Source organism: Plectonema radiosum NIES-515 (assembly GCF_025753815.1).
GTDB lineage: Bacteria > Cyanobacteriota > Cyanobacteriia > Cyanobacteriales > Nostocaceae > Hassallia > Hassallia radiosum_A.
In genome coordinates, this window is the sequence record NZ_JAOWRF010000153.1 from 14203 (window position 1) to 35027 (window position 20825).

Sequence of the window (20825 nt, forward strand, 5' to 3'; positions counted from 1 at the left end):
ACGTCTGTGTTCCACCGGAACGTCTGTGTTCCACCGGAACGTCTGTGTTCCACCGGAACGTCTGTGTTCCACCGGAACGTCTCTACAATACGTGTGATTTACCAAAAATGATATAAAAGATAAATGTCCAAATATGACAAAATATATGCAATTGTCCGCCAAATACCTTCATCTAAGGTAGCAACTTACGGACAAATAGCAGATTTGGCTCACTTGTACGGAAAAGCGCGTTTAGTTGGATATGCTCTCTATCAAGTTGATATAAGTTTATCAGATATACCTTGGCATCGAGTGATTAATGCCAAAGGGGAGATATCCCACTCAATGCAGCGAAATGGCACAGATTACAAACAGCGATCGCTTCTTGAAGAAGAAGGAATAAAATTTAACCCTGAAGGAAAAATCAATTTGCGTGAGTATCTGTGGCAACCTGAAGATCCTGAAATTTTCATGGATTCGTAGTCAGCGGGCACGCAGAACAGGGGGTCTCATAGACGTGAAAATTAAATATGCGTTGTCCAAAACCCCAAGAGACTACCAAGTGCTACGTCTCTACATTAGACATCTGTTGGAAATTAATTATGCGTTAACCGAAACCCTTGTAGAGACGCGATCGTCCGAAGTCTCTACATTCTTTTCTGGAGATGTCTATTGATTAACATCTAAGAGTGATTTTTCCTTAGCATCAACATTATCTGCATAATCAGACATAGAAACAAAATTATCTGCCGCATCTTTAATAAAACCAGCTACAGGTACAGCAATCAGCAATCCCAACAACCCACCAATATAAGTTCCTACTAGCAAAGAAACTAACACCCAGATTGGTCTAAGTCCTGTGAAACTACCTAAAATACGGGGAGCGATCGCTTGGTCAATTAACTGGTCAACTACAACAGATGCAGCTAAAACTTTTACTGCTAACCAAAAATCATGTGACGCTATGATTAAAGTTATCACCGCAAGACTTACCACATCACCAAAAGGAATTAAACTCAAAATTCCCACTCCCAAACCAAAGAGTAAAGCAAAGGGAACTTTGAGAAGCAAAAACACTATTGTCAGTGAAACTCCCATCAGCAAAGCCAAAGCTAGCTGACCAATCAAATAATTTTGAAAATTTTTCTGAATCGACTGCCTTACCTTCTGACCAAAACTCCAAGGTAACTTTTGAAATATTCCATCCCATATTCTCTTGCCATCAGCTAAAAGGTAAAAAGTCAGCACTATTGTAATTAATGCCTCAGAAATACTATCAAAAGTTTCTATGACAATGCTAAAAACTTTATCTCCTAAAAACTCCAACTCGTTAGGCAATCGGTCTGTTATTTGCGTAAATATTTGACTAAAATTTACTTTAAAACTGTGATTTATAGCCCAATCATTTAAAATCTGGAGTTTTTGCTCATTAGAATCAATCCATTGCGGAAGCTGTTTAACCATTTCGTGAAACTGCTCTAATACAATGGGAAGCAAAATAAGACCCAAACCAGCTAAAATTATAATAGTTGAGAAAAAAACTAATGCGATCGCATAGCCACGCTTAACTCCACGTTCCTCAAGAATTGAAACGGGGTAATTCAAAATGAATGCTAGCAAAGTTGCCAAAATAAAAGTTGTCACCAAAGGTTGAAAATATTCAAAAAATCGAAATACTAGCCAACCATTGAGAAAGATTAAAGGAAATATCAGCGTTATAATTAACCATTTAATTAATTGATTGAGTGAAACAGTCATAATTAATTTCAAATTACCAGATTTAGGATGAGCAATGCTCATCCTACAAATTTTAGGATATAAAAGCACAGATAATTATTGAGTTTGCTCACATTTTCGCCCTCAGGCGCTTTAGCCACTGGCTCACAGACAAAACCCGCCTACGCAGGTTAGGAAACCATTGATTTTGTAGTCCGCTTCGCCCTCAGGCGCTTTAGCCTGAGGCTACAAATACAAAGCAGGCACACGCAGGCTTCAAAACGCTAGATTTTTCTAGTCCGCGCAGGCGGACTTCGTTCGTTTAGCCGCGACTTCTAGTCGTCAGGGCTTTATCTTACTTTTGTTTAGACGTTCCTTTCGTAACGTCTCTACGACGGTTACGATATTTTTATTACTGTTAATTAAACGGACATGATATTATACTTATTTCAAAGCTGAAAATTGCTCATCATTTATCCGTCCAGCTTGATACAGCGTTTGTGTAATTTCGGAAATAGTTAAAACTGCATGACCTTGATAACCATTTTCTCGTAATCTGTCTTTTACGCCATGTTCGTGGTCAATAAAAACTACAATATCATTCACATTTAATCCTGCCGATTTTAACTTTTCAGCCCCTTCCATAACACTTTTACCGCTGATGAGAATATCATCAACTACCGCAACTGTTTCCCCAGGATGAAAATCACCCTCAATTACTCTGCGGGTTCCGTGTGCTTTCACTTCTTTACGGGGAAAAATCATCGGACATTGAAGACGCAAAGATAAACCAGTAGCTGTAGGCAAAGAACCGTAGGGAATACCTGCTATTCTATCAAAATTTAGCTTGACCAAAATTTCTTCATAAGCAATAATAACTTGATTAAAAACTTGCGGATTAGAAATTATTTTGCGTAAATCGACGTAATAAGGAAATGTGGCTCCCGATGCTTGGACAAAGTTGCCAAACATAATACAGCCAATATCATAAAGTTGCAAAATTAAATCTTGTTGCGGATGTTGATCCAAAAAACAAACATCTGGCAACCATAGAGAACAGCTAGAAACATCTTGGATAATTTCAGCTTTTACTTGATTAATTTGGGCATTTAAAGACTGAACTTCTTGAGATAATTCTGTTGAACTCAACATATCTTGAGGAACCGGAATCAGCAAACCGTCACCATTCTTATTCAAACCAGCCGCTAAGACTTGATTAAGGTTGCCACCTTCTGCCCAGATACTACGAGCCATGATAATTCGTTCTGGCGCATCGGCTCGAATCCGGGCGAAAATATCAGGCTTTGTTGTTCCCACTTCTAAACATAATTGTTCTGGAGTACCCCAATTTTTTGATTCTTTTACTACTTGTAAATAAAAGGGTGTTTCCGCTGTCGGAAACTGCTGTAAAGATTGTGCGGATGAATTAGAAGTACAACACAAAACAAATACCGCCTTACCAGCATAAACCAAAAACGGTGCGACATTATCTTGTCCGGCATAGGGACTGAGAGTGATTGCATCCACATTCCATTCACTAAACACAGTGCGGGCGAAAATTGTGCTGGTATTTAAGTCACTGTGTTTTGCATCTAAAATAACTGGAATGTGAGGGGGGATAGAGAATAAAGTTTTTTGCAGCAATTCCAAACCAGGAATCCCCAAAGCTTGATAAAAGCCGAGTGTCGGTTTATAAACGCAAACTTGTTCGGCTGTTTCGGCAATAATAAATTGCAACCAATCCGACAAACTAGAGATAATATCACTAGAAGCGTAGCGAGCAGGCATCATCTCTGGATTGGGATCAAGCCCGACAAATAGTAAGCTTTGATTTTGGGCGATCGCCTGACTCAATTTATCAAAAAAATTCATATTAAATATTTAAAACATCATACAAAAACTAAGTTATGAGTTATAAATTCATAACTCATAACTCATAACTCATAACTCATAACTTTCTACAACCCTCCATACCATTCATAACCCTGGTCTTCCCAGTAACCCTTCATCCGTGGCAAATCACTAATCAAAGTAACCTGAGTCACCCACTTACTCTGCTTATAACCAAGTTTAACTGGCGAAGCTAAACGCAAGGGGGCACCATTATCAACTGGCAAAGGTTCACCATTTTTCTGATAAGCTAATAAAGTTTGGGGATGCAATACTGATGCAATATCCCAACTTTCGTAATAGCCATCAGCAGATTTAAAGTAAGCAAATTTGACATTTGCTTTCGGTTGGGCAAGAGCGACAATTTCCCGCAGACGTATACCACCCCATTGCACAATCGCTGACCAACCTTCAACACAAATATGACGAATAATCATTGAAGTCAGTGGCAAAGCCTGAATATCTGTCATACTCAAGTTGAGAGGATTTTTGACATCGCCATCAACAATTAAGCGAAATTTTGCCTGGTCAATAATTGGAGTATCTTGGAAAGTATTAATTAGCAAATCAGAAGGTTTAATATCACTCTTGGAGAATTCCGGTACAGGCTTTTGGGGATTAAATAATAATGTTTCTACCTTTTGATTCAACGGTTCAGAAAGGTTATTCACAACATCACTAAATAGCGGTGTGCCGCAACCGCTAAGAAGAAAACCCATGCCAGAAATGCCGGAAACTTGTAAAAATCTCCGACGTGTTAATTGAGAATTAGGTACGCGAATTAAATTCATCAAATTATTCCTTTGTTATTTGTCTGAAGAACCGTCTATTTATCCCTTCACCACTACCAAAACATCGATTCAGTCAACTGTTCACCTCCAGCTTTGCGCCCTAACTTTCGATGAATTAATACAAACAGGATAACACTTGGTACTGAAGAAAAGTGAACAATTCTTAATGCTTCCCAACTGCCAAATGCATCAACAATCCAGGGAAATTGAGCAGGTTTATACATGCCTATTCCTGTAAATAAAGCCAGCAGTAAGATGGGAATAATAGCTGTATAAACCATGCGATGCCAAGCATAATTTAAACGCTTTGAGTTTTGAGTTTTTTGTAATGCTTTGATATCATTTATATTTACAAACCGATGTTGCCAGCGTCGGGTAATTAAAACATAAATTCCATACCACAATAGATTCAACGAAAATAACCACATTGCCGCAAAATGCCAATGTCTGCCTCCCGCAAGCCAACCTCCCAAAGTAAATATGGGAGGAATTTGTAAACCTCCACGTCCGCCAAAAACAGGGTTAGCGTTGTAAATTTGTAGCCCACTAGTGAGCATGATAAATAAACTAATGATATTACAAGAGTGGAAAATCTTGGCACCTATTGCTTGGGTTGGCAACTTGCGACTTTTAGGGGGAACTGTCGAATCCATAGATATTTATTGTTAAGAAGAGGTAAAGGGATAAATATTTGATTGTGTGTATTAAGCATTACTCAGCAAATTTGCCCCTGGATAATGCTCGCGATGCTTTTTCCATCCTACCGTTGAGGGGAGTAGTGTGCGACTAATTTTTAACCATTACAATTCTTGTTGATGGGTTGTGAAAGTTTGCCGCTCTATAAAACTTATACAATCTTGGACAAAGCGCCAAGATGAGGTTTACTTCCTGCTTCAACCGGTCTAGAGCGGCAGATCCCGTCCACAGGCTTCTACAGCAGAGCTTGCCGCAGTTTCCGAATAACTAAAAATGTTTATCGAAGCATTCAAATCGCGATCAATAGAGATGCCACAGCTAGGACAGTCATAAGTCCTTAATCGTAATGGCATCCTTTGACGATGACCGCAGTTACTACAAAGTTGACTAGATGGATAAAACCTATCGATAACAACAACTTTGCTACCATACCATTCGGTTTTGTACTCCAATTGCCTTCTAAATTCATAAAATCCCGAATCAGCAATTGCACCAGCTAACTTGTGGTTTTTCAACATACCTGACACATTTAAGTTCTCAATCACAATCTCACCGTGGTTTTTAGTAAGATGTGATGTTAACTTGTGCGTAGCATCGTTACGAATATTGGCGATGCGAGCATGAAGCTTGGCTATTTTTTGTTTGGTTTTCTGGCGATTCTTCCCAAATTGTGTTTGCCTGGATAGCTTGCGTTGTAGAACATAAAGCTTTGTTTTATTAGTGCGGTAAGGTTTTAGTGCTGGATAAATAGTGCCATCACTCAACGTTGCCAGCACTTTGATACCCAAATCTACACCAACACGCCCAAGCTTTTTGTCGGTAATTAATTGTTCTGCTTCAATTTTGAAAGCAATATACCATTCTCCTGCTTTGCGACTAATATTTACAGATTTAATTTTTTGATCGGCAACAGTCTCATGTAAACGGATTAAACCAATACGAGGTAACTGGATAAATCCATTTTTAATGGCAATAGCTCCATCCAGATAGAAATGGTCGTTGACAAATTTCTTCTTTCGTTTAGGTGTGCCACTACCTTTAACTTTCAAGTGGCGTTTCCAAGCATTATCTAAATCTCTGAGCGCTTGTTGCGGAGCGCACTTTGAGGAGTTATAAAACCATTTCTGTTCTGGTTTTACCTCGGCATTTAACTTCTTGTGAAGGTCAATTGCTGATGGGAATTTTGGTAAAGATTCCCCCCGCTCCTTAGCAATACTTCTAGCCTCAATTGCTTGGAAGCATTGCTGTAGTCCCCAGTTATATGCAAAACGAGCGCAGCCAGCATGTTGAGCTAGTAAAGAACGTTGCTTGTTATTCGGATTGAGCTTAGTTTTAAATCCTTTGAGCAGCATTTTTTAATCTTGCACTTTTGAAAACAGTTAAATTTTTGACATCTAGTCGCTGAGGATAGGTAAATGTTCAAGATTGAGGGAGATTGTCTAATTATTTTACTTCAGTCTAATACCCTACAGAAATACGCTTCCTTGAAATTGAGCGATTAATCGCTCACCCTGGGGGTTCAGAAGTCGCTCATGACTTGTTAATCTTTGGCAGTAACCCAATAAAAGTTACCTGCACCACTAACAAATAAACTATATAATCAGAGATGATTCTAGTGAGCTATTAAGGATAAACTCTTAAATTTGCCGTTTAAAAATCACCATATCAGTACCGACAACGGGGTTACGCGCTACTAATTTATCTTGAGAGTCGGTAATTTCCAAATGGCTGAAATCCAGTTCCTTCGTGCGTTGGAAAATATCGGCGGCTAGTTTGTCTTGTTGAGATTCTTTCAAAGTGTACCAATCGTCACTAATAGTTACAGTGAGATTGCTGGTGCTAAAGTTGGCTTGTATAGATTTTATGAGACTGGAGGCAAAGCGATCGCTAATTTCTCCTACTTGATTTTGAATCGCTGCAATCAATTGTTGTTCTGGTGTTAATTCTAATATTGGTTCTGGTGTCGGTGTCGGTGTCGGTGTCGGTTCCGGTTCCGGTGGAGGAATTTCGGCTGATGGGGGCGTAATTTCTACTGGTGGCTGCGGTTCTGGTATGATTTCTACTGGTAGCGTAGTTATAGTTGGAGATGGTGTTTCTTCGGTTGGGGGAACAGTTGCCACTTCAGCAGGTTTATTATTTACCACCGTTGAAGTAGTCCAAATCAAAATTACCGAAATTGCAGCAATGATACCAGTCAAAGCTGTATTTGACAGCTTTGCTGACAAATTCTCTGGTAACAAAGAGCGAATTTTGGCTAAAATTCCACCCCAGAAACTAGGAGTTTGCTTAGTACCCAGTGCGGGTTCTGTCTCCAGTTTTTCCACGGCACCTTCTAAAGCACCAATTGTTCGGTGCAGAAGTTTGATAGTTTGCGCTTTCCAAAATGGTTGCATTTGAGTTCGTCGCTGTCTGGATGACGATTGACTCGGTTGAGGTTCTGGTTTCGGGTTGTCTTGTGACATGAAAGTTTCCTGACGTTACAGCACGGTGCGGATCAAAGGGGATAAATTCTTATCGATAGTGTGTCTTCAGCCTTAATGTATCACCCTCTCTCTTTCGCCAGTTCGACGGAATGCAAACCGTTCCGTCGAACTGGACTCACTTGATGAGTTCTGATAATTGCTTCATTTGAAATTGAGTTAACTATGAGCCTAAAACGCCGACAATTTTTATTATTCTCTAGTTTGAGTGCGTTGGCGACAGCCACTCCCTACAGGAGTATCGCAGCAGTCGTTTATGCTGGTAAAAGCTTTAGTCGTCAGATTAACCCCAAATTTGCGAAAAAAGACTTATTATTACGTTTTGTTTCTGTAGCAGATACGGGAACTGGTGCAAAAGGACAATATGATGTCGCTCAAGCTATGACGAATTATCACAGCAAAAATCCCTACGATTTAATCGTTTTGGCTGGAGATAACATCTATACTAATGGCGAAATCGAAAAAATCGGCGAAGTCTTTGAGCGTCCCTATGCATCTTTGCTTAAACAAAACGTCAAATTTCAAGCTTGTTTAGGCAATCATGATATTCGCACGGCAAATGGCGAAAAGCAACTTAAATATGCCGGCTTTAATATGAAAGGACGCTACTACACTTTTAGTCGTGGACTTGTGCAATTTTTCGCGTTGGATACCAACGACAATGCAGACTGGAAAAACCAGCTTTCTTGGTTAGAGCAAGAATTAAGTCGCTCTCAAGCAACTTGGAAAGTAGTCTTTGGTCATCATCCAATTTATGCGTCAGGTGTTTATGGAAGTAATCCAGCTTTTATTCAAACCTTCACTCCCCTCTTCCAAAAATACAGCGTTCAGCTTTATATCAACGGTCACGAACACCATTATGAGCGTACTCGTGCGATTAATGGAACAACTTATATAATTTGTGGTGCTGGTGCAGGTAATCGTCCTGTAGGCAAAAACAAATGGACTGAATATTCTACCAGCAATTTGAGTTTTGCGGCATATGAAGTATATGCAGATAAAATAGAAGTTAGCGCGATCGGCATTGATAACCGCGTTTTTGATCGAGGAGTTATTCCTCTAAAATCAACATAATTATTTACCGTGTATGCAGATAAATTAAGATATTCCACCCCAAGGGGGTTGATATGACTAGCACATTGAATAGAGAAGAATACATTAAGCTGCTTGCCGAAACTTTGCCACGAGTCATTGATAGCGTTGAAGAGTATAAGCGTTTATTAAATGAGGTAGAAAAACTCATGGATTTGGGCGAAAACTTGACAGCAGAACAAGTTGAAGTGTTACAGTTGTTAGTAACAGTAATTGAACAGTATGAAAAGAAACACTATCAATTGAAAGCTGCAACTCCTCATGATGTATTGCATGAATTGATACTGGCACGAGATTTAAAACAAAAAGACTTAGTAGAAATTTTTGGTTCGTCGGGATTTACTTCAGAAGTGATAAATGGAAAAAGACTCTTTCAAGCCAAAGCATTAGGAACCTTCTTTCATGTATCACCTGCGCTATTTTTGTAAGTGAAAAAATAGGGGCAACTTTATGAAAAAGTTGCCCCGAAAAATCAAAATTGTCTATTCGACATCTCCGGATAAGAATGTAGAGACGCGACCGGTCGCGTCTCTACAAGGGTTCTGGTTAACACATAATAAGCATAGCGGTCGATGTCTATTCGACTCGTTGTAACTGTGCTACTCTGGGGTCGATTATTTTTTGACCGAGAGTGGTGAATTTAATTGCTACAGAGACTTTATTACCTGAACCAAAAACATGGGTGATTTCACCGATGCCAAAACTTTTATGCAAGACGCGATCGCCTACTTGCCAATTTTGTATATTTTGTTGCTTTCCAGAGGACACAGAAGCCGTTTTAGTGACAGTTTGCTTCATCTGATGAGCACTGGTGAGTAATTCTTCTGGTAATTCGTTGAGAAACTGCGATCGCACTGCTGGTTCTCTACTTCCATATAACCGACGTTCGCGAGCATGTGATAAATATAACCGCTCCTGAGCGCGAGTAATACCCACATAACACAAGCGACGTTCTTCTTCTAAAGCTGTTGGATTATCTAAAGAACGATAGTTAGGAAATAATCCTTGTTCTAACCCCACCAAAAACACAACGGGAAACTCTAATCCTTTAGAAGAATGTAAAGTCATCAAAGAAACCGCTGATTGTCCTTCTTTTAAGTTATCCAAATCCGAACTCAGGGAAGTACTTTCCAAAAAAGCACCTAAAGAAACATCTTCGTTTTCTTCTTCAAATTGCAGCACTGCGTTATAAAGTTCTTTAACGTTTTGAATGCGGTTGTCAGCTTCTTCTGTACCTTGATTTTGCAAATCTTGGACGTAACCTGAAGCTTCTAGCAATTGTTGTACAACCTCGGAAACGGGAACTGTGCTGATTTGTTCTTGGGATTTACGAATCATTTGAGCAAAGTTATTTACAGCTTTCGCAGAACGTCCAGCTAATGTATTAACTGATGTCTCATCGATGAGTATTTCCCACAGTGTTGTCCCTAATTGTTGAGCAGCGTTAGTCAAAGCGTCTATGGTAGCTTTACCAATACCGCGTCTAGGAGTGTTGATGACTCGTAACAAACTCAGAGTATCAGCCGGATTAGCGATCGCCTTTAAATAACTTAATACATCTTTAATTTCTTTGCGATCGTAAAATTTCAATCCTCCAACAATTGTATAAGGAATTCCCGTTCGCACTAAAGATTCTTCAAAAGGACGAGATTGAGCATTAGTGCGATAAAGTATCGCAAAGTTACCCCAATTAACTTCGGGATTTTGCCTTTCTAAAGTGCGAATTTGATTAATTACAAATTCAGCTTCAGCGATTTCATCATCTGCTTTGTGACAATAAATCTTTTCACCAGTTCCCCGTGTCGGTTTGAGAATTTTATCAATTCGTTGGGTGTTATTTTCTATTAGTTGGTTAGCAGCTTCAAGAATATTTTCGCAAGAGCGATAATTTTCTTCTAACTTTACCATTGTGCGGGTATCATCGTCTGGCAAATTATCGCCAAAGTCTTCCTGAAACTCTAATAATATGGTAAAATCAGCCATTCTAAAAGAATAAATTGATTGGTCAGCATCACCGACAACCAAAACAGAGCGATCGCTCCAATTCCAGTTATTTTTGCTATCTTCGCCGTTAGTTACCAACAAACGAATTAGGTCGTACTGAGTGCGGTTAGTATCTTGATATTCATCTACAAGAATATGGCAGAATTTCCGATGCCAATAATTTAATACTTGTTCGTTTTGCTGAAACAGTTTGACAGGAATTAAAATCAAATCATCAAAATCAAGCGCGTTGTTTTGCGCTAATTTATCTTGATAGCAATTATAAACTTCAGTTACTACTCTTCCCCAATATTTAGGGTTCTCTCGTTCAAATTCTTGAGGTGATAAACCTTTATTTTTCGCGTTACTAATTGCGTAACGTACCGAACGCGGTTCAAATTTCTTATCGTCTAAATTTAACTGCTTCGTGACGATTTCTTTGACAATGCTTTGAGAATCAGAATCATCAAAAATGGAAAAATTGCGATTCCAACGTCGTCCTTTATCGTCTTGATATTTTTCGATATCAAAGCGGAGAATGCGAGAAAATAAACTGTGGAAAGTTCCACACCACAAATCTTTGATATAAATGCGATAAACTTTTGACTTCAGTTGACTTTGTTGATATTCTGTCAACAAATCAAAACGTTCACCATGTTCTGACATCGCTAATTGTTCAGCAAAAAGCTTTTGAATCCGGTCTTTCATTTCCCGTGCGGCTTTGTTAGTGAAAGTAACCGCTAGGATATTTTCTGGATCGACACGGTGTTTGAGAATCAGGTTAGCAATGCGATAAGTCAGCGCTCGTGTTTTACCCGAACCGGCGCCAGCAACAACTAGCAGCGGACCACAAAAGTGTTCGACGGCTTGACGTTGGGATGGGTTCAGGTGGCTGAGAAAATCAATTTTTGTTGTCATGGGTGTGAGGAGTGCGTATGACTAGGATACAGTCGCAGCATCTCCTACTTGAGAATCGCTGCTATACAATTGGTATTTTAGCAGCGTCTCCCTCACCTTTTTGCTCCTCCCGGATTCGGTGCAATAGTTTTTTGCTAAGGAGGAAAGCGGATAATTTAGGAATGAGCGCAAAAATTCTCTCTCTTCCTCATTAGACAACCTATTTGGAAATGACGTAGAGACGTTACATGTAACGTCTCTACACAAGAATTTCGGGCAACGCATAATTATTATTAAACTCCTATGTCTATTGCTCCGTGAACTCTGTATTCTCTGCGTCTACGTTTAATTCAGAGAATCAAAGCAGCTTTTAGTTACTTTTTTCGCATAATGAATTGAGATACACTAAATCTCCACATTAAGGTAGCAACTTTCCGGATTTGTTTATTGTGTTGCGTAAATAGCGAATAATTCGAGACAAATCCCTATTTTCATAATTTTATTTGTCAACAGGTAAATTGCCTGAGTACTATTCAGAACTTATGAGTTGACAAAAATATGATTATGTAATTTAGACTTATTAAATTCCTTCTTTAATTAAATGCACTTGCAACACTTTATACTGGTGATTGCTAGTAGTTTACCAAAGGAAGTTTGATGGAAAGTTCGTAGTAAGGGCTTCAGCCCTTGTAATTGAGCGATAAATCGCTCACTACGAACCACGCAAACATTGAGGGTCACTCAGCCGAAGCTAGTGGGGCATCTACTTGGCTGTTATCGTGCGATCGCACGATAGGGGGTCCTTGGTCAGATGCAATTGCTGACCGCGACGCCGCATTAGTTCAACAAAAAAACGGCGTGCCAAGGCATCAGTGCGGTCGAAGCGATCGCAAGCAATTACCCAGGGAGAACTATCAAAACGTTGATGCCAAGTAGTCAAAAGGTCGATGACTCTGCTTTCCTAGCTGTTGAAGAGCGCTTCTCGTTTGAGGTGCAATACCCTTGAGGATTTTTCTCAACTGGCACTTTTGCACCTGAAATTATTTTATTCCCGATCAATAAGTGGCAGACGTACAGTAAAAACAGTACCAACTCCCGGCTCACTTTTCACAGTAATTTCACCACCCATCATCAAGCAAAAATGGCGACTAATTGCCAATCCTAATCCAGTACCACCATACTTTTTCGTCGTTGAAGTATCCCCTTGAATAAACGATTGAAATAATTGCCCCTGTTGAATTTCATTCATCCCGATACCTGTATCAGCAACGATAAAAGTAATCATGCCCAAAGGTGCGTATGGGAATAAATGTTCCTTATCTCTTTTAATTGCCAGCGTCACCTTGCCGTTAGTGGTAAACTTTGCAGCATTACTCAGCAAGTTTAACAGCACTTGCCGTAGCCTAGTTTGATCGGCGTACATTGTGCCAAGTTCGCGACTATAATCAAGTTCTAAAATATTGCCATTTTTTTCTACCGCCGGCTTGACTGTTGAGACAACGTTATTAATCAGCGTTGCGATTTCAAACGTCTCAGGATAAAGAGTCATTTTCCCGGCTTCTATTTTTGATAAGTCGAGGATATCGTTAATTAGTTCGAGTAAATGTCTGCCTGCTGAGTTGATTGTTTCCAAATCTGTGATAAAATCTACATTTACACCTAAATCAACCGCATCATCTTGCAAAAGTTGGCTTAAACCGATCACAGCATTCAGCGGTGTGCGTAACTCGTGACTCACATTTGCCAAAAATTGGCTTTTTGCCTTGCTAGCAGCTTCTGCGAGTTCTTTAGCTTGTTGTAGTTGTTTAGTCCGCACAGATACTCGCTCAATCAAATGATTGAGAGATTTAGCTAACAAGCCAATTTCATCTTCAGTGGTGATGGGAGCGCGTAAATCGAAATTAGATTTTCTGGCTACCTGTTCAGCGACTTGAGTGACAGTAATTACAGGAAGAGCGATCGCTCTGGAAGTTCGCCATGCGACAATAGCGGCGATCGCTACTGACACTAACATGCTGAGGATAACAATAAATCTCTCAACTATTTTCGTCTGCTCGACATCTTCTGTGCTTTTATCCTCTTTATCTTGGGCAATTTGCAAGATGTCAGTCAATGTTTGAGAAAGCTGATCTAGCCGTGCGGCTTTTTCACCACGCATAACTACCAACAATTTTTCTCTGGCTGTAGAGAGTTCCTTTGGTTGCACTTGCGGCTTGTCAATTTGCTGCAAAATTGGCTCTATTTCCCCAACATATGCATCTAAGCTAATCGTGTAATTCTGCAATAAAGCCTGCAAACTTGTCTGACTTGAAGCTAATTTCTTCGGTTTGCTTTCTATAAAGCTGACAATTTTTGGCTTTAATCTCTTTGCTTTGTCCACACTCTGGAGAAATTTCTTGTTTGTGGCAACTAATCGTTCTTTTTCTCCCACTACAGCAACCAAATTTGTGCTGTATAATTGCGCTTCTACTACCGCATCTTGATAATCAGACAGTAGTTGTCCTTGGTAGTGAGCTTGATTTAATTGGATAATTCCTTGTCCCCGATAGGAATTAGCGATTACCAATCCGGTAAGCGAGCCGAAAAAGCCAATGCCAATTGCCAGAAAGTACCCATAGCCAATTTTTTGATGGATGCGCCATGAGCTTGCTTTAAGTTTCCCTCTTGAGGGAAATTCTATAGTAGGGAGTTCATCCATCGATGGCTCTTCGGCTGACACTGTTTTACTTGATAAATTACTGTCAATAGCTGATTGCAGCAAGATAAACGACAGTATGCTGCATCTCTAGCCTAATATAGCCTAACGCCAGTTCTACGCCTACGCTCAGAAAACAGCAAACTACATAAATTCATTTGCTCATCACGAGTCAAGGGTCATTAGTCAAGCTTGTGCCAATTGTACAGGAAAGCTCTGCCGAGAGAAGCAATAGGAGCGTTTAATAGTCAGTAGTCAAAAACCGTTTATAAATCCACTGCCCCCATTAATCTGATTGGCGAAAAAACATCAAAGCGATCGCGCATCAAGTCAATAATAATAAGGGCACGGGCAAGTATACAACTTACCCATACCCTTAAAGCGAACTTACACTTACTTGGTAGTCATGGATAGCGCTTATTCCCACTCTCTAAGTGAGTGCCTTCGACATCACCTGAGAAAGTGAACTATTTGCAGCTTGCTTCAACAATTCTGCCTTGTCGGTACGTTCCCAAGGCAAATCTAAATCAGTCCGTCCCAAATGACCGTAAGCCGCGATGTCCTGATAAAAACGTCCGCCTCGTTCACTTGGTAGGTTGCGTAAGTTGAAGCTATGGATAATCCCCAAAGGACGCAGTTCAAAGTGCTCTTTGACTAATTCCAGCAAAATTTCGTCATCTACTTTCCCTGTACCAAAGGTATCCACATAAATGCTTGTCGGTCGTGCTACGCCGATCGCATAACTCAACTGGACTTCACATTTTTCTGCCAATTCTGCGGCAACAATATTTTTTGCCACATAGCGACAAGCATAAGCAGCACTGCGGTCTACTTTCGTGGGATCCTTACCAGAGAAGGCGCCACCACCATGACGCGAGTAACCACCGTAGGTATCAACGATGATTTTGCGTCCAGTCAAGCCGGAGTCACCTTGAGGACCACCAACAACAAATTTACCGGTGGGGTTGACTAAAAAGCGTGTTTCCTCATCCGGCTTAATATTGATGTCGCTAAAAACAGGTTCGACTACTGCTGTCCAGAGGTCTTCTTTAATTTTGGCTTGTACCGCAGCTTCATCGGTGATTTCCCCAATAGTGGCTGTATGTTGGGTGGAAATCAAAATAGTGTCAATACCTACTGGGCGTCCGTCTTCGTAGACGATGGTGACTTGGGTTTTGCCATCAGGACGCAGGTAAGGTAAATCCCCTGTTTTGCGGACTGCTGCCAATCGGCGAGCAATGCGGTGTGCCAAACTAATAGGCAGAGGCATCAGTTCTGGGGTTTCGTTGCAAGCGAAGCCGAACATGAGACCTTGGTCCCCAGCACCAGTTTTATCGAATAGTTCATCACTATTCTCTTCACGGGTTTCTTGGGCGGTATTTACGCCTTGAGCAATGTCAGGCGATTGTTCGTCCAATGCGATTAAGATGCTGGCGCTGTTGGCAGAAAAGCCGTTATCGGCATCGGTATAACCAATTTCGGCAATTTTATTTCTAGCGAGATTGACGTAATTAACGTTGGCTTTGGTCGTTATTTCACCAGTGATTAACACTAAGCCAGTGTTGACCACAACCTCAGCAGCAACACGGCTACTAGGGTCTTGTGCTAGTAGAGCATCCAGAATCGTATCAGAAATCTGATCGCAGATTTTATCTGGATGACCTTCGGTAACAGACTCGGAGGTAAATAAATAGCGACGAGACAAAGGCAAGTCCTCCTGTGATTGTGCGAATGAACTAAGTGCAAGCATTTAGTTCAGCTACTAATTTATGAAATCATAACAATATTTCTACTATTAGCAGTTAGTGTTTCTTTTATCTTCATGAAAACACTAAATCTCTGGTAATCTCTTTAATATAAATAAAAATTATGTTACTTCTATTCAAGTTAAAATACTGATTTTTAGCAAAAAATAGGGGCTGCACTCATGCACTCATGCACCCCCAAAAGCTTGGACACAAAGATTGCTGCTTTTATACCTGAGCTGTTGCTAGCTTTGCTTCTTTAGCTGTCAATCGCTCATAAGCGGCACGCATTTTCAAACCCGTAAGTACTTGGAATAAACCAGTACCATTATTGGAACCAGGATACTCACGATGCTGGAGTAGCAGGTGAGTCATTTCACCCTCGTATTTGGTAGATGTTTTGCTTAGGTGAGTTTCGATGTAAATGACTTCTTCTAAGTTGTCAAATTGACCATCTACTTCTAGTACGGAGACGTAACGACCGTAGTAAACATCTGAACCGTAGTATAGTTGCATACCTGGATATGAACAGGTAAGCTTACGTCCGCAAGGAGTCCACTGGATGCTTGATCCTTCATCGAATAGGTAACTTGGCTCAAAGCCTTGCTTATCTTCGCGTTGAAGCATACGTACCCGCAGTACTTTGCGTTCTTTGTCTTCTTTAATTAGATTGGTCGGTAATACCTGGAGAACTATATCAGCAAATTCTCTTTGGGGTTCGATGAACTTCTCAAAGTCAGGTTTGCGGGAATTAATTTGCGCTAAGACATCTTCGTAGCGATGACCGCGTTCAGCCATGTCACGCTGAATTTTCCAGGCGATTTTAACTTCATCGCTGATGTCGAAGTATACGCTAAAGTCAATCAGCGATCGCACTCGCTCGTCATATAACGGATGCAACCCTTCAATCACTAGAATGTGATTCGGCTCTATCCTTTCTGGGGGATCGAGCAAACCTGTTTCGTGGTTGTAAATCGGCTTCTCAATTGCTAACCCAGCTTTGAGCGCTTTGATTTGCTCATACATCAGGTCAAAATTGTTTGCTCTCGGGTCAAGTGCTGTTATCCCTGTTTCTTTGCGCTGTTTGCGATCCAGGCAATGATAGTCATCCAAGCAGATAACTGTCATTAATTCTTCACCAAACAAATCTATTAAACGACGCAAAAATGTCGATTTCCCGCATCCTGAGTCTCCAGCTACTCCAATCAATACCACGCGTTCCGGCTTATTTGTCATAAATCTCCTCTAAATGCTAAAGATGTGTTAATGAATCAATAATTTTTTCACACAGCAGATTTTATGCTAGGAGTTTACCCATGATGGTTTGTCCTGCGTTATTTCTATCCTGCAATTGCATGAAGTATCTAACGGGTATACAGCAAACTACTCGTTACCCGTCGTATAATTCTGCTTTTTAGCAGGTAAGTATTTAATCCTAGTGATTATTTTGATTCTAACAGAAGGGGTTATTCTATACAATACTTGATGTCAATAAGAATCTTTGACTCAATCGACCATGCCAATAATAGATCAGCAGATTTGAAAATAACCTTGACAAAGGCACATTATTGGCGTGGCAAGGGGGGATCGTTCCTTGTGAGTTAATGGTTTAAGAACATTTAAGTATAATCTTATCGCCTTGATAATGTTTGTATAAATTTTTTTTGATCGGGTGAGTTAATAGGAATGCGATCGCTCATTAGCATAGATATTTCAAGCAAGAATATATCCAAGGAAAGAGCTAGTAAGTTGAATAATGTATAAAGTCTGAGCTTTGTACCCTGGCACTAAATAGAGGTTGACAGAAGTTTCACATCAGGGTGAAACTTAATTGTAGTTGTCGAGCAAAAACTTGGCATCGAGGGATGGCGCTATCTTGAAAAGAGATAGAAAATATAGGAGTGTGGTAGCAACCGTAGATAATTATTGGCAAAAAAGCGGAACAAGACATCTATTGTGGCAAACTAACTACATTATGTCAGAGCACAAGCCCCGCCCTTTGAATTTCTGCGATCGCGCAGACACTATGAAATCAGGTTTGCCTAAATCTGAATGTTTGTAGCAGCGTCCTAGTCGTGTAAATAGGCATGACAGAGGAATAAATGCATTTATCTCATATTTTGATTGAATGCAGGAGACTGCCAAAATCGGAGATATAAAACTAATCATCAGAACACCTTCCGTGATTGGTACTCACCGATATAAACTAACTTGATGGGGGCAGCTGACGATCCGCTTAGGTATAAGTTATCTCCCTTTTAGGGGAAGAAGTTTGAGAAGAAAACATTAAATTGACTCATTATTAACATTCTCCAAAAGACATATCCTTTACCTTAGAAGGTGAACAGGTGTGCTTTTTTCCATGCCTGCATGTCTTTGGCGAGTGTACCTAGCAAGGCATTTGTTTATAATGCCACTTTTTCCAATTACAACGCCCGTATGAAACCGAAATCCGGTAAACTAAGACAGGCTTGTGGTGGGAAGGGTTTTTTTAGTAACGGTTAAGTAAATATCGGAGTGGTAGAACGAATGTACAATCTAGGTGCCCTTGAGGCTACTGCCAATGAAGAATCAGGTAGCCGCATCTTCCTCTATGAAGTGATGGGTCTGCGTCAGAGTGAAGAAACCGATCAAACGAACTACCCAATTCGTCAGAGTGGCAGTGTCTTCATCAGAGTGCCTTACAATCGCATGAATCAAGAAATGCGACGGCTCACTCGCTTAGGCGGCAAAATTGTTAGTATCCAACCAATAAATGCTATCGAGCTTAATGGTAAATCTCCATCTGAAAGTGTAGACGAAGTTATTAACAACGTCACTTCTGAAAGTGCAGAAAGCGTATTTGTTAACAACGCCACTGCTGATGAGACTGCTAACATTAAAGGAAATGGTCAAGCCACACCTGTAAAAGCTAATAGTGAAGTGAAAGGCTTCGGCAAATCACTACTCTCTGAGCAAGAACAGCCCAAAAAGGACAAAAAAGGCAACACCATGACTCAAGCGAAAGCCAAGCACGCTGATGTTCCCGTGAACACTTACCGTCCCAATGCTCCTTTTGTTGGGAAATGTATATCTAATGAACCGTTAGTTAAAGAAAACGGCATTGGTATTGTTCAGCATCTCAAGTTTGACCTTTCTGAAAGTAATTTGAAGTACATAGAAGGTCAAAGTATTGGTATTATCCCACCAGGGGTAGATAAGAACGGTAAGCCAGAAAAACTCAGACTATATTCGATCGCCTCGACTCGTCACGGCGATGATGTAGATGATAAAACAGTATCGTTGTGCGTCCGTCAGTTGGAGTACAAGCACCCAGAAACCAGCGAAACAGTTTACGGTGTTTGCTCAACTCACCTGTGTTTCCTCAAGCCAGGAGACGAAGTGAAAATCACCGGTCCTGTGGGTAAAGAAATGTTATTACCCGATGACACAGATGCCAAAGTGATCATGATGGCGACAGGAACCGGTATCGCACCAATGCGGGCTTATCTGTGGCGCATGTTCAAGGATGCAGAAAAAGCTGCTAACCAAGATTACCAGTTTAATGGATTCGCTTGGTTAATATTTGGCGTTCCCACAACTCCAAACCTTCTATACAAGGAAGAATTGGAAGAAATGGAACAAAAGTATCCAGAAAACTTCCGTCTAACTTGCGCGATCAGCCGCGAACAGAAAAACCCCCAAGGTGGGAGAATGTACATCCAAGACCGGGTGGCAGAACATGCGGATGAATTGTGGAAGCTGATTAAAGAAGAAAAAACTCATACATACATCTGCGGTTTGCGGGGTATGGAAGAAGGTATCGATGCGGCACTGACAGCAGCAGCTGCGAAGGAAGGTGTAACCTGGAGTGATTACCAAAAGCAAATCAAGAAAGCTGGTCGCTGGCACGTAGAAACCTATTAATGGAGTTAGGAGTTAGGAGTTAGGAGTTAGGAGTTAGGAGTTAGGAGTTAGGAGTTAGGAGTTAGGAGTTAGGAGTTAAAGCTCATAACTTATAACTCCTAACTTAGGACTCATAAAAACATAAAAGATTGTAGGTGGGGCAGATGCCTCACCTACAATTGTTATTGTTGGAATTTGGTATAAACTTTGTGGGTGTGAAGCTAGGAATACTAGGATTAGGGACGGTGGGGACGGGTACGGTGCAGTTGTTGCAAGATTTGAACGGACGTCACCCGTTGTTGCGAGAGATAGAAATACATCGGGTGGGAGTACGATCGCCCCAATTACCCCGTGCTGTAGAATTACCAAAAAATGTTTTGATAACAGATTTAGAATCAATTGTCAATGACCCGGCGGTAGATATTGTTGTGGAATTGATTGGTGGATTAGAGCCGGCGCGATCGCTTATCCTCAAAGCTATCCAAAATGGTAAGCATGTTGTCACCGCTAACAAAGCAGCGATCGCTCGTTTTGGTGATGAAATTTTCACAGCTGCCAATAAAGCCGGAGTATATGTAATGCTAGAAGCTGCTGTAGGTGGTGGTATTCCAGTAATTCAACCTTTGAAGCAATCTTTAAGTGTCAATCGCATTCACACCGTCACAGGCATCGTCAACGGTACAACTAACTACATCCTCACCCGGATGCAAACCGAAGGTAGCAACTTCGACGATGTTTTAGCTGATGCTCAAAAGTTGGGTTACGCTGAAGCTGACCCCACAGCTGATGTAGATGGCTTAGACGCAGCCGATAAAATTGCCATCCTCGCATCATTAGCGTTTGGTGGACGCATCAACTTAGAAGACGTTTATTGTGAAGGAATTCGGCAAGTTAGTAAAACAGATATTGCCTACGCCGATAAATTGGGATTTGTGATTAAATTGTTAGCGATCGCCAAAACAATCACCCCTTCCCC

General features: G+C 40.7%; 16 protein-coding genes. 5 read left to right on the forward strand and 11 right to left on the reverse strand.

Going from position 1 to position 20825, the window contains the following annotated elements; all coding sequences use genetic code 11:
- The first annotated feature begins 123 nt into the window (after positions 1 to 123).
- Entirely contained in the window at positions 124 to 462 is a 339-nt protein-coding gene (locus OGM63_RS10215) for an MGMT family protein (protein ID WP_263745408.1), read from the forward strand.
- Between the two features lie 186 nt (positions 463 to 648).
- Here OGM63_RS10215 and OGM63_RS10220 read toward each other — a convergent pair whose 3' ends face one another.
- From OGM63_RS10220 to OGM63_RS10245, 6 genes are all read right to left on the reverse strand, one after another.
- Entirely contained in the window at positions 649 to 1737 is a 1089-nt protein-coding gene (locus tag OGM63_RS10220) for an AI-2E family transporter (RefSeq protein ID WP_263745409.1), read from the reverse strand.
- A 402-nt stretch (positions 1738 to 2139) separates the two neighbouring features.
- On the reverse strand, positions 2140 to 3567 hold the full coding sequence (locus OGM63_RS10225; RefSeq protein ID WP_263745410.1) for a bifunctional orotidine-5'-phosphate decarboxylase/orotate phosphoribosyltransferase: 1428 nt from the start codon (positions 3565 to 3567) through the stop codon (positions 2140 to 2142).
- An 86-nt stretch (positions 3568 to 3653) separates the two neighbouring features.
- Positions 3654 to 4376 (reverse strand): molybdopterin-dependent oxidoreductase, encoded by a 723-nt coding sequence (locus tag OGM63_RS10230; protein WP_263745411.1) that lies wholly within the window; start codon positions 4374 to 4376, stop codon positions 3654 to 3656.
- 53 nt (positions 4377 to 4429) lie between these two features.
- Complete coding sequence (locus OGM63_RS10235) at positions 4430 to 5029, reverse strand: cytochrome b/b6 domain-containing protein (RefSeq protein WP_263745412.1); 600 nt, start codon at positions 5027 to 5029, stop codon at positions 4430 to 4432.
- Between the two features lie 249 nt (positions 5030 to 5278).
- Entirely contained in the window at positions 5279 to 6424 is a 1146-nt protein-coding gene (locus OGM63_RS10240) for an RNA-guided endonuclease InsQ/TnpB family protein (RefSeq protein ID WP_263745413.1), read from the reverse strand.
- 285 nt (positions 6425 to 6709) lie between these two features.
- Positions 6710 to 7534, reverse strand: a complete 825-nt coding sequence (locus tag OGM63_RS10245) for a hypothetical protein (protein WP_263745415.1) — start codon at positions 7532 to 7534, stop codon at positions 6710 to 6712.
- A gap of 183 nt (positions 7535 to 7717) precedes the next feature.
- Between OGM63_RS10245 and OGM63_RS10250 the strand changes: the two genes are divergently transcribed.
- Positions 7718 to 8626, forward strand: a complete 909-nt coding sequence (locus OGM63_RS10250) for a metallophosphoesterase family protein (protein ID WP_263745416.1) — start codon at positions 7718 to 7720, stop codon at positions 8624 to 8626.
- A 53-nt stretch (positions 8627 to 8679) separates the two neighbouring features.
- Positions 8680 to 9072 (forward strand): helix-turn-helix domain-containing protein, encoded by a 393-nt coding sequence (locus OGM63_RS10255; RefSeq protein ID WP_263745417.1) that lies wholly within the window; start codon positions 8680 to 8682, stop codon positions 9070 to 9072.
- A 148-nt stretch (positions 9073 to 9220) separates the two neighbouring features.
- On the opposite strand, the gene pcrA is transcribed toward OGM63_RS10255, so the two are convergent.
- The 5 genes from pcrA to OGM63_RS10280 all read right to left on the reverse strand — a co-directional run bounded on the left by pcrA (position 9221) and on the right by OGM63_RS10280 (position 17200).
- Positions 9221 to 11545: a DNA helicase PcrA gene (gene pcrA / locus OGM63_RS10260; RefSeq protein WP_263745418.1), complete on the reverse strand. Its 2325-nt coding sequence runs from the start codon at positions 11543 to 11545 to the stop codon at positions 9221 to 9223.
- 742 nt (positions 11546 to 12287) lie between these two features.
- Entirely contained in the window at positions 12288 to 12464 is a 177-nt protein-coding gene (locus OGM63_RS10265; protein WP_263745419.1) for a hypothetical protein, read from the reverse strand.
- Positions 12465 to 12569: 105 nt separating this feature from the next.
- Positions 12570 to 14243, reverse strand: a complete 1674-nt coding sequence (locus OGM63_RS10270) for a sensor histidine kinase (RefSeq protein ID WP_263745420.1) — start codon at positions 14241 to 14243, stop codon at positions 12570 to 12572.
- A gap of 406 nt (positions 14244 to 14649) precedes the next feature.
- Positions 14650 to 15924, reverse strand: a complete 1275-nt coding sequence (gene metK, locus OGM63_RS10275; RefSeq protein WP_263745424.1) for a methionine adenosyltransferase — start codon at positions 15922 to 15924, stop codon at positions 14650 to 14652.
- A 268-nt stretch (positions 15925 to 16192) separates the two neighbouring features.
- Entirely contained in the window at positions 16193 to 17200 is a 1008-nt protein-coding gene (locus tag OGM63_RS10280; protein ID WP_263745421.1) for a phosphoribulokinase, read from the reverse strand.
- Positions 17201 to 18493: 1293 nt separating this feature from the next.
- Between OGM63_RS10280 and cpcD/petH the strand changes: the two genes are divergently transcribed.
- Entirely contained in the window at positions 18494 to 19870 is a 1377-nt protein-coding gene (gene cpcD/petH / locus OGM63_RS10285; protein ID WP_263745422.1) for a bifunctional rod-capping linker CpcD/ferredoxin--NADP reductase PetH, read from the forward strand.
- Between the two features lie 143 nt (positions 19871 to 20013).
- Positions 20014 to 20825 (forward strand): homoserine dehydrogenase (locus OGM63_RS10290; RefSeq protein ID WP_375340476.1); only part of this gene is annotated, 812 nt, incomplete at its 3' end.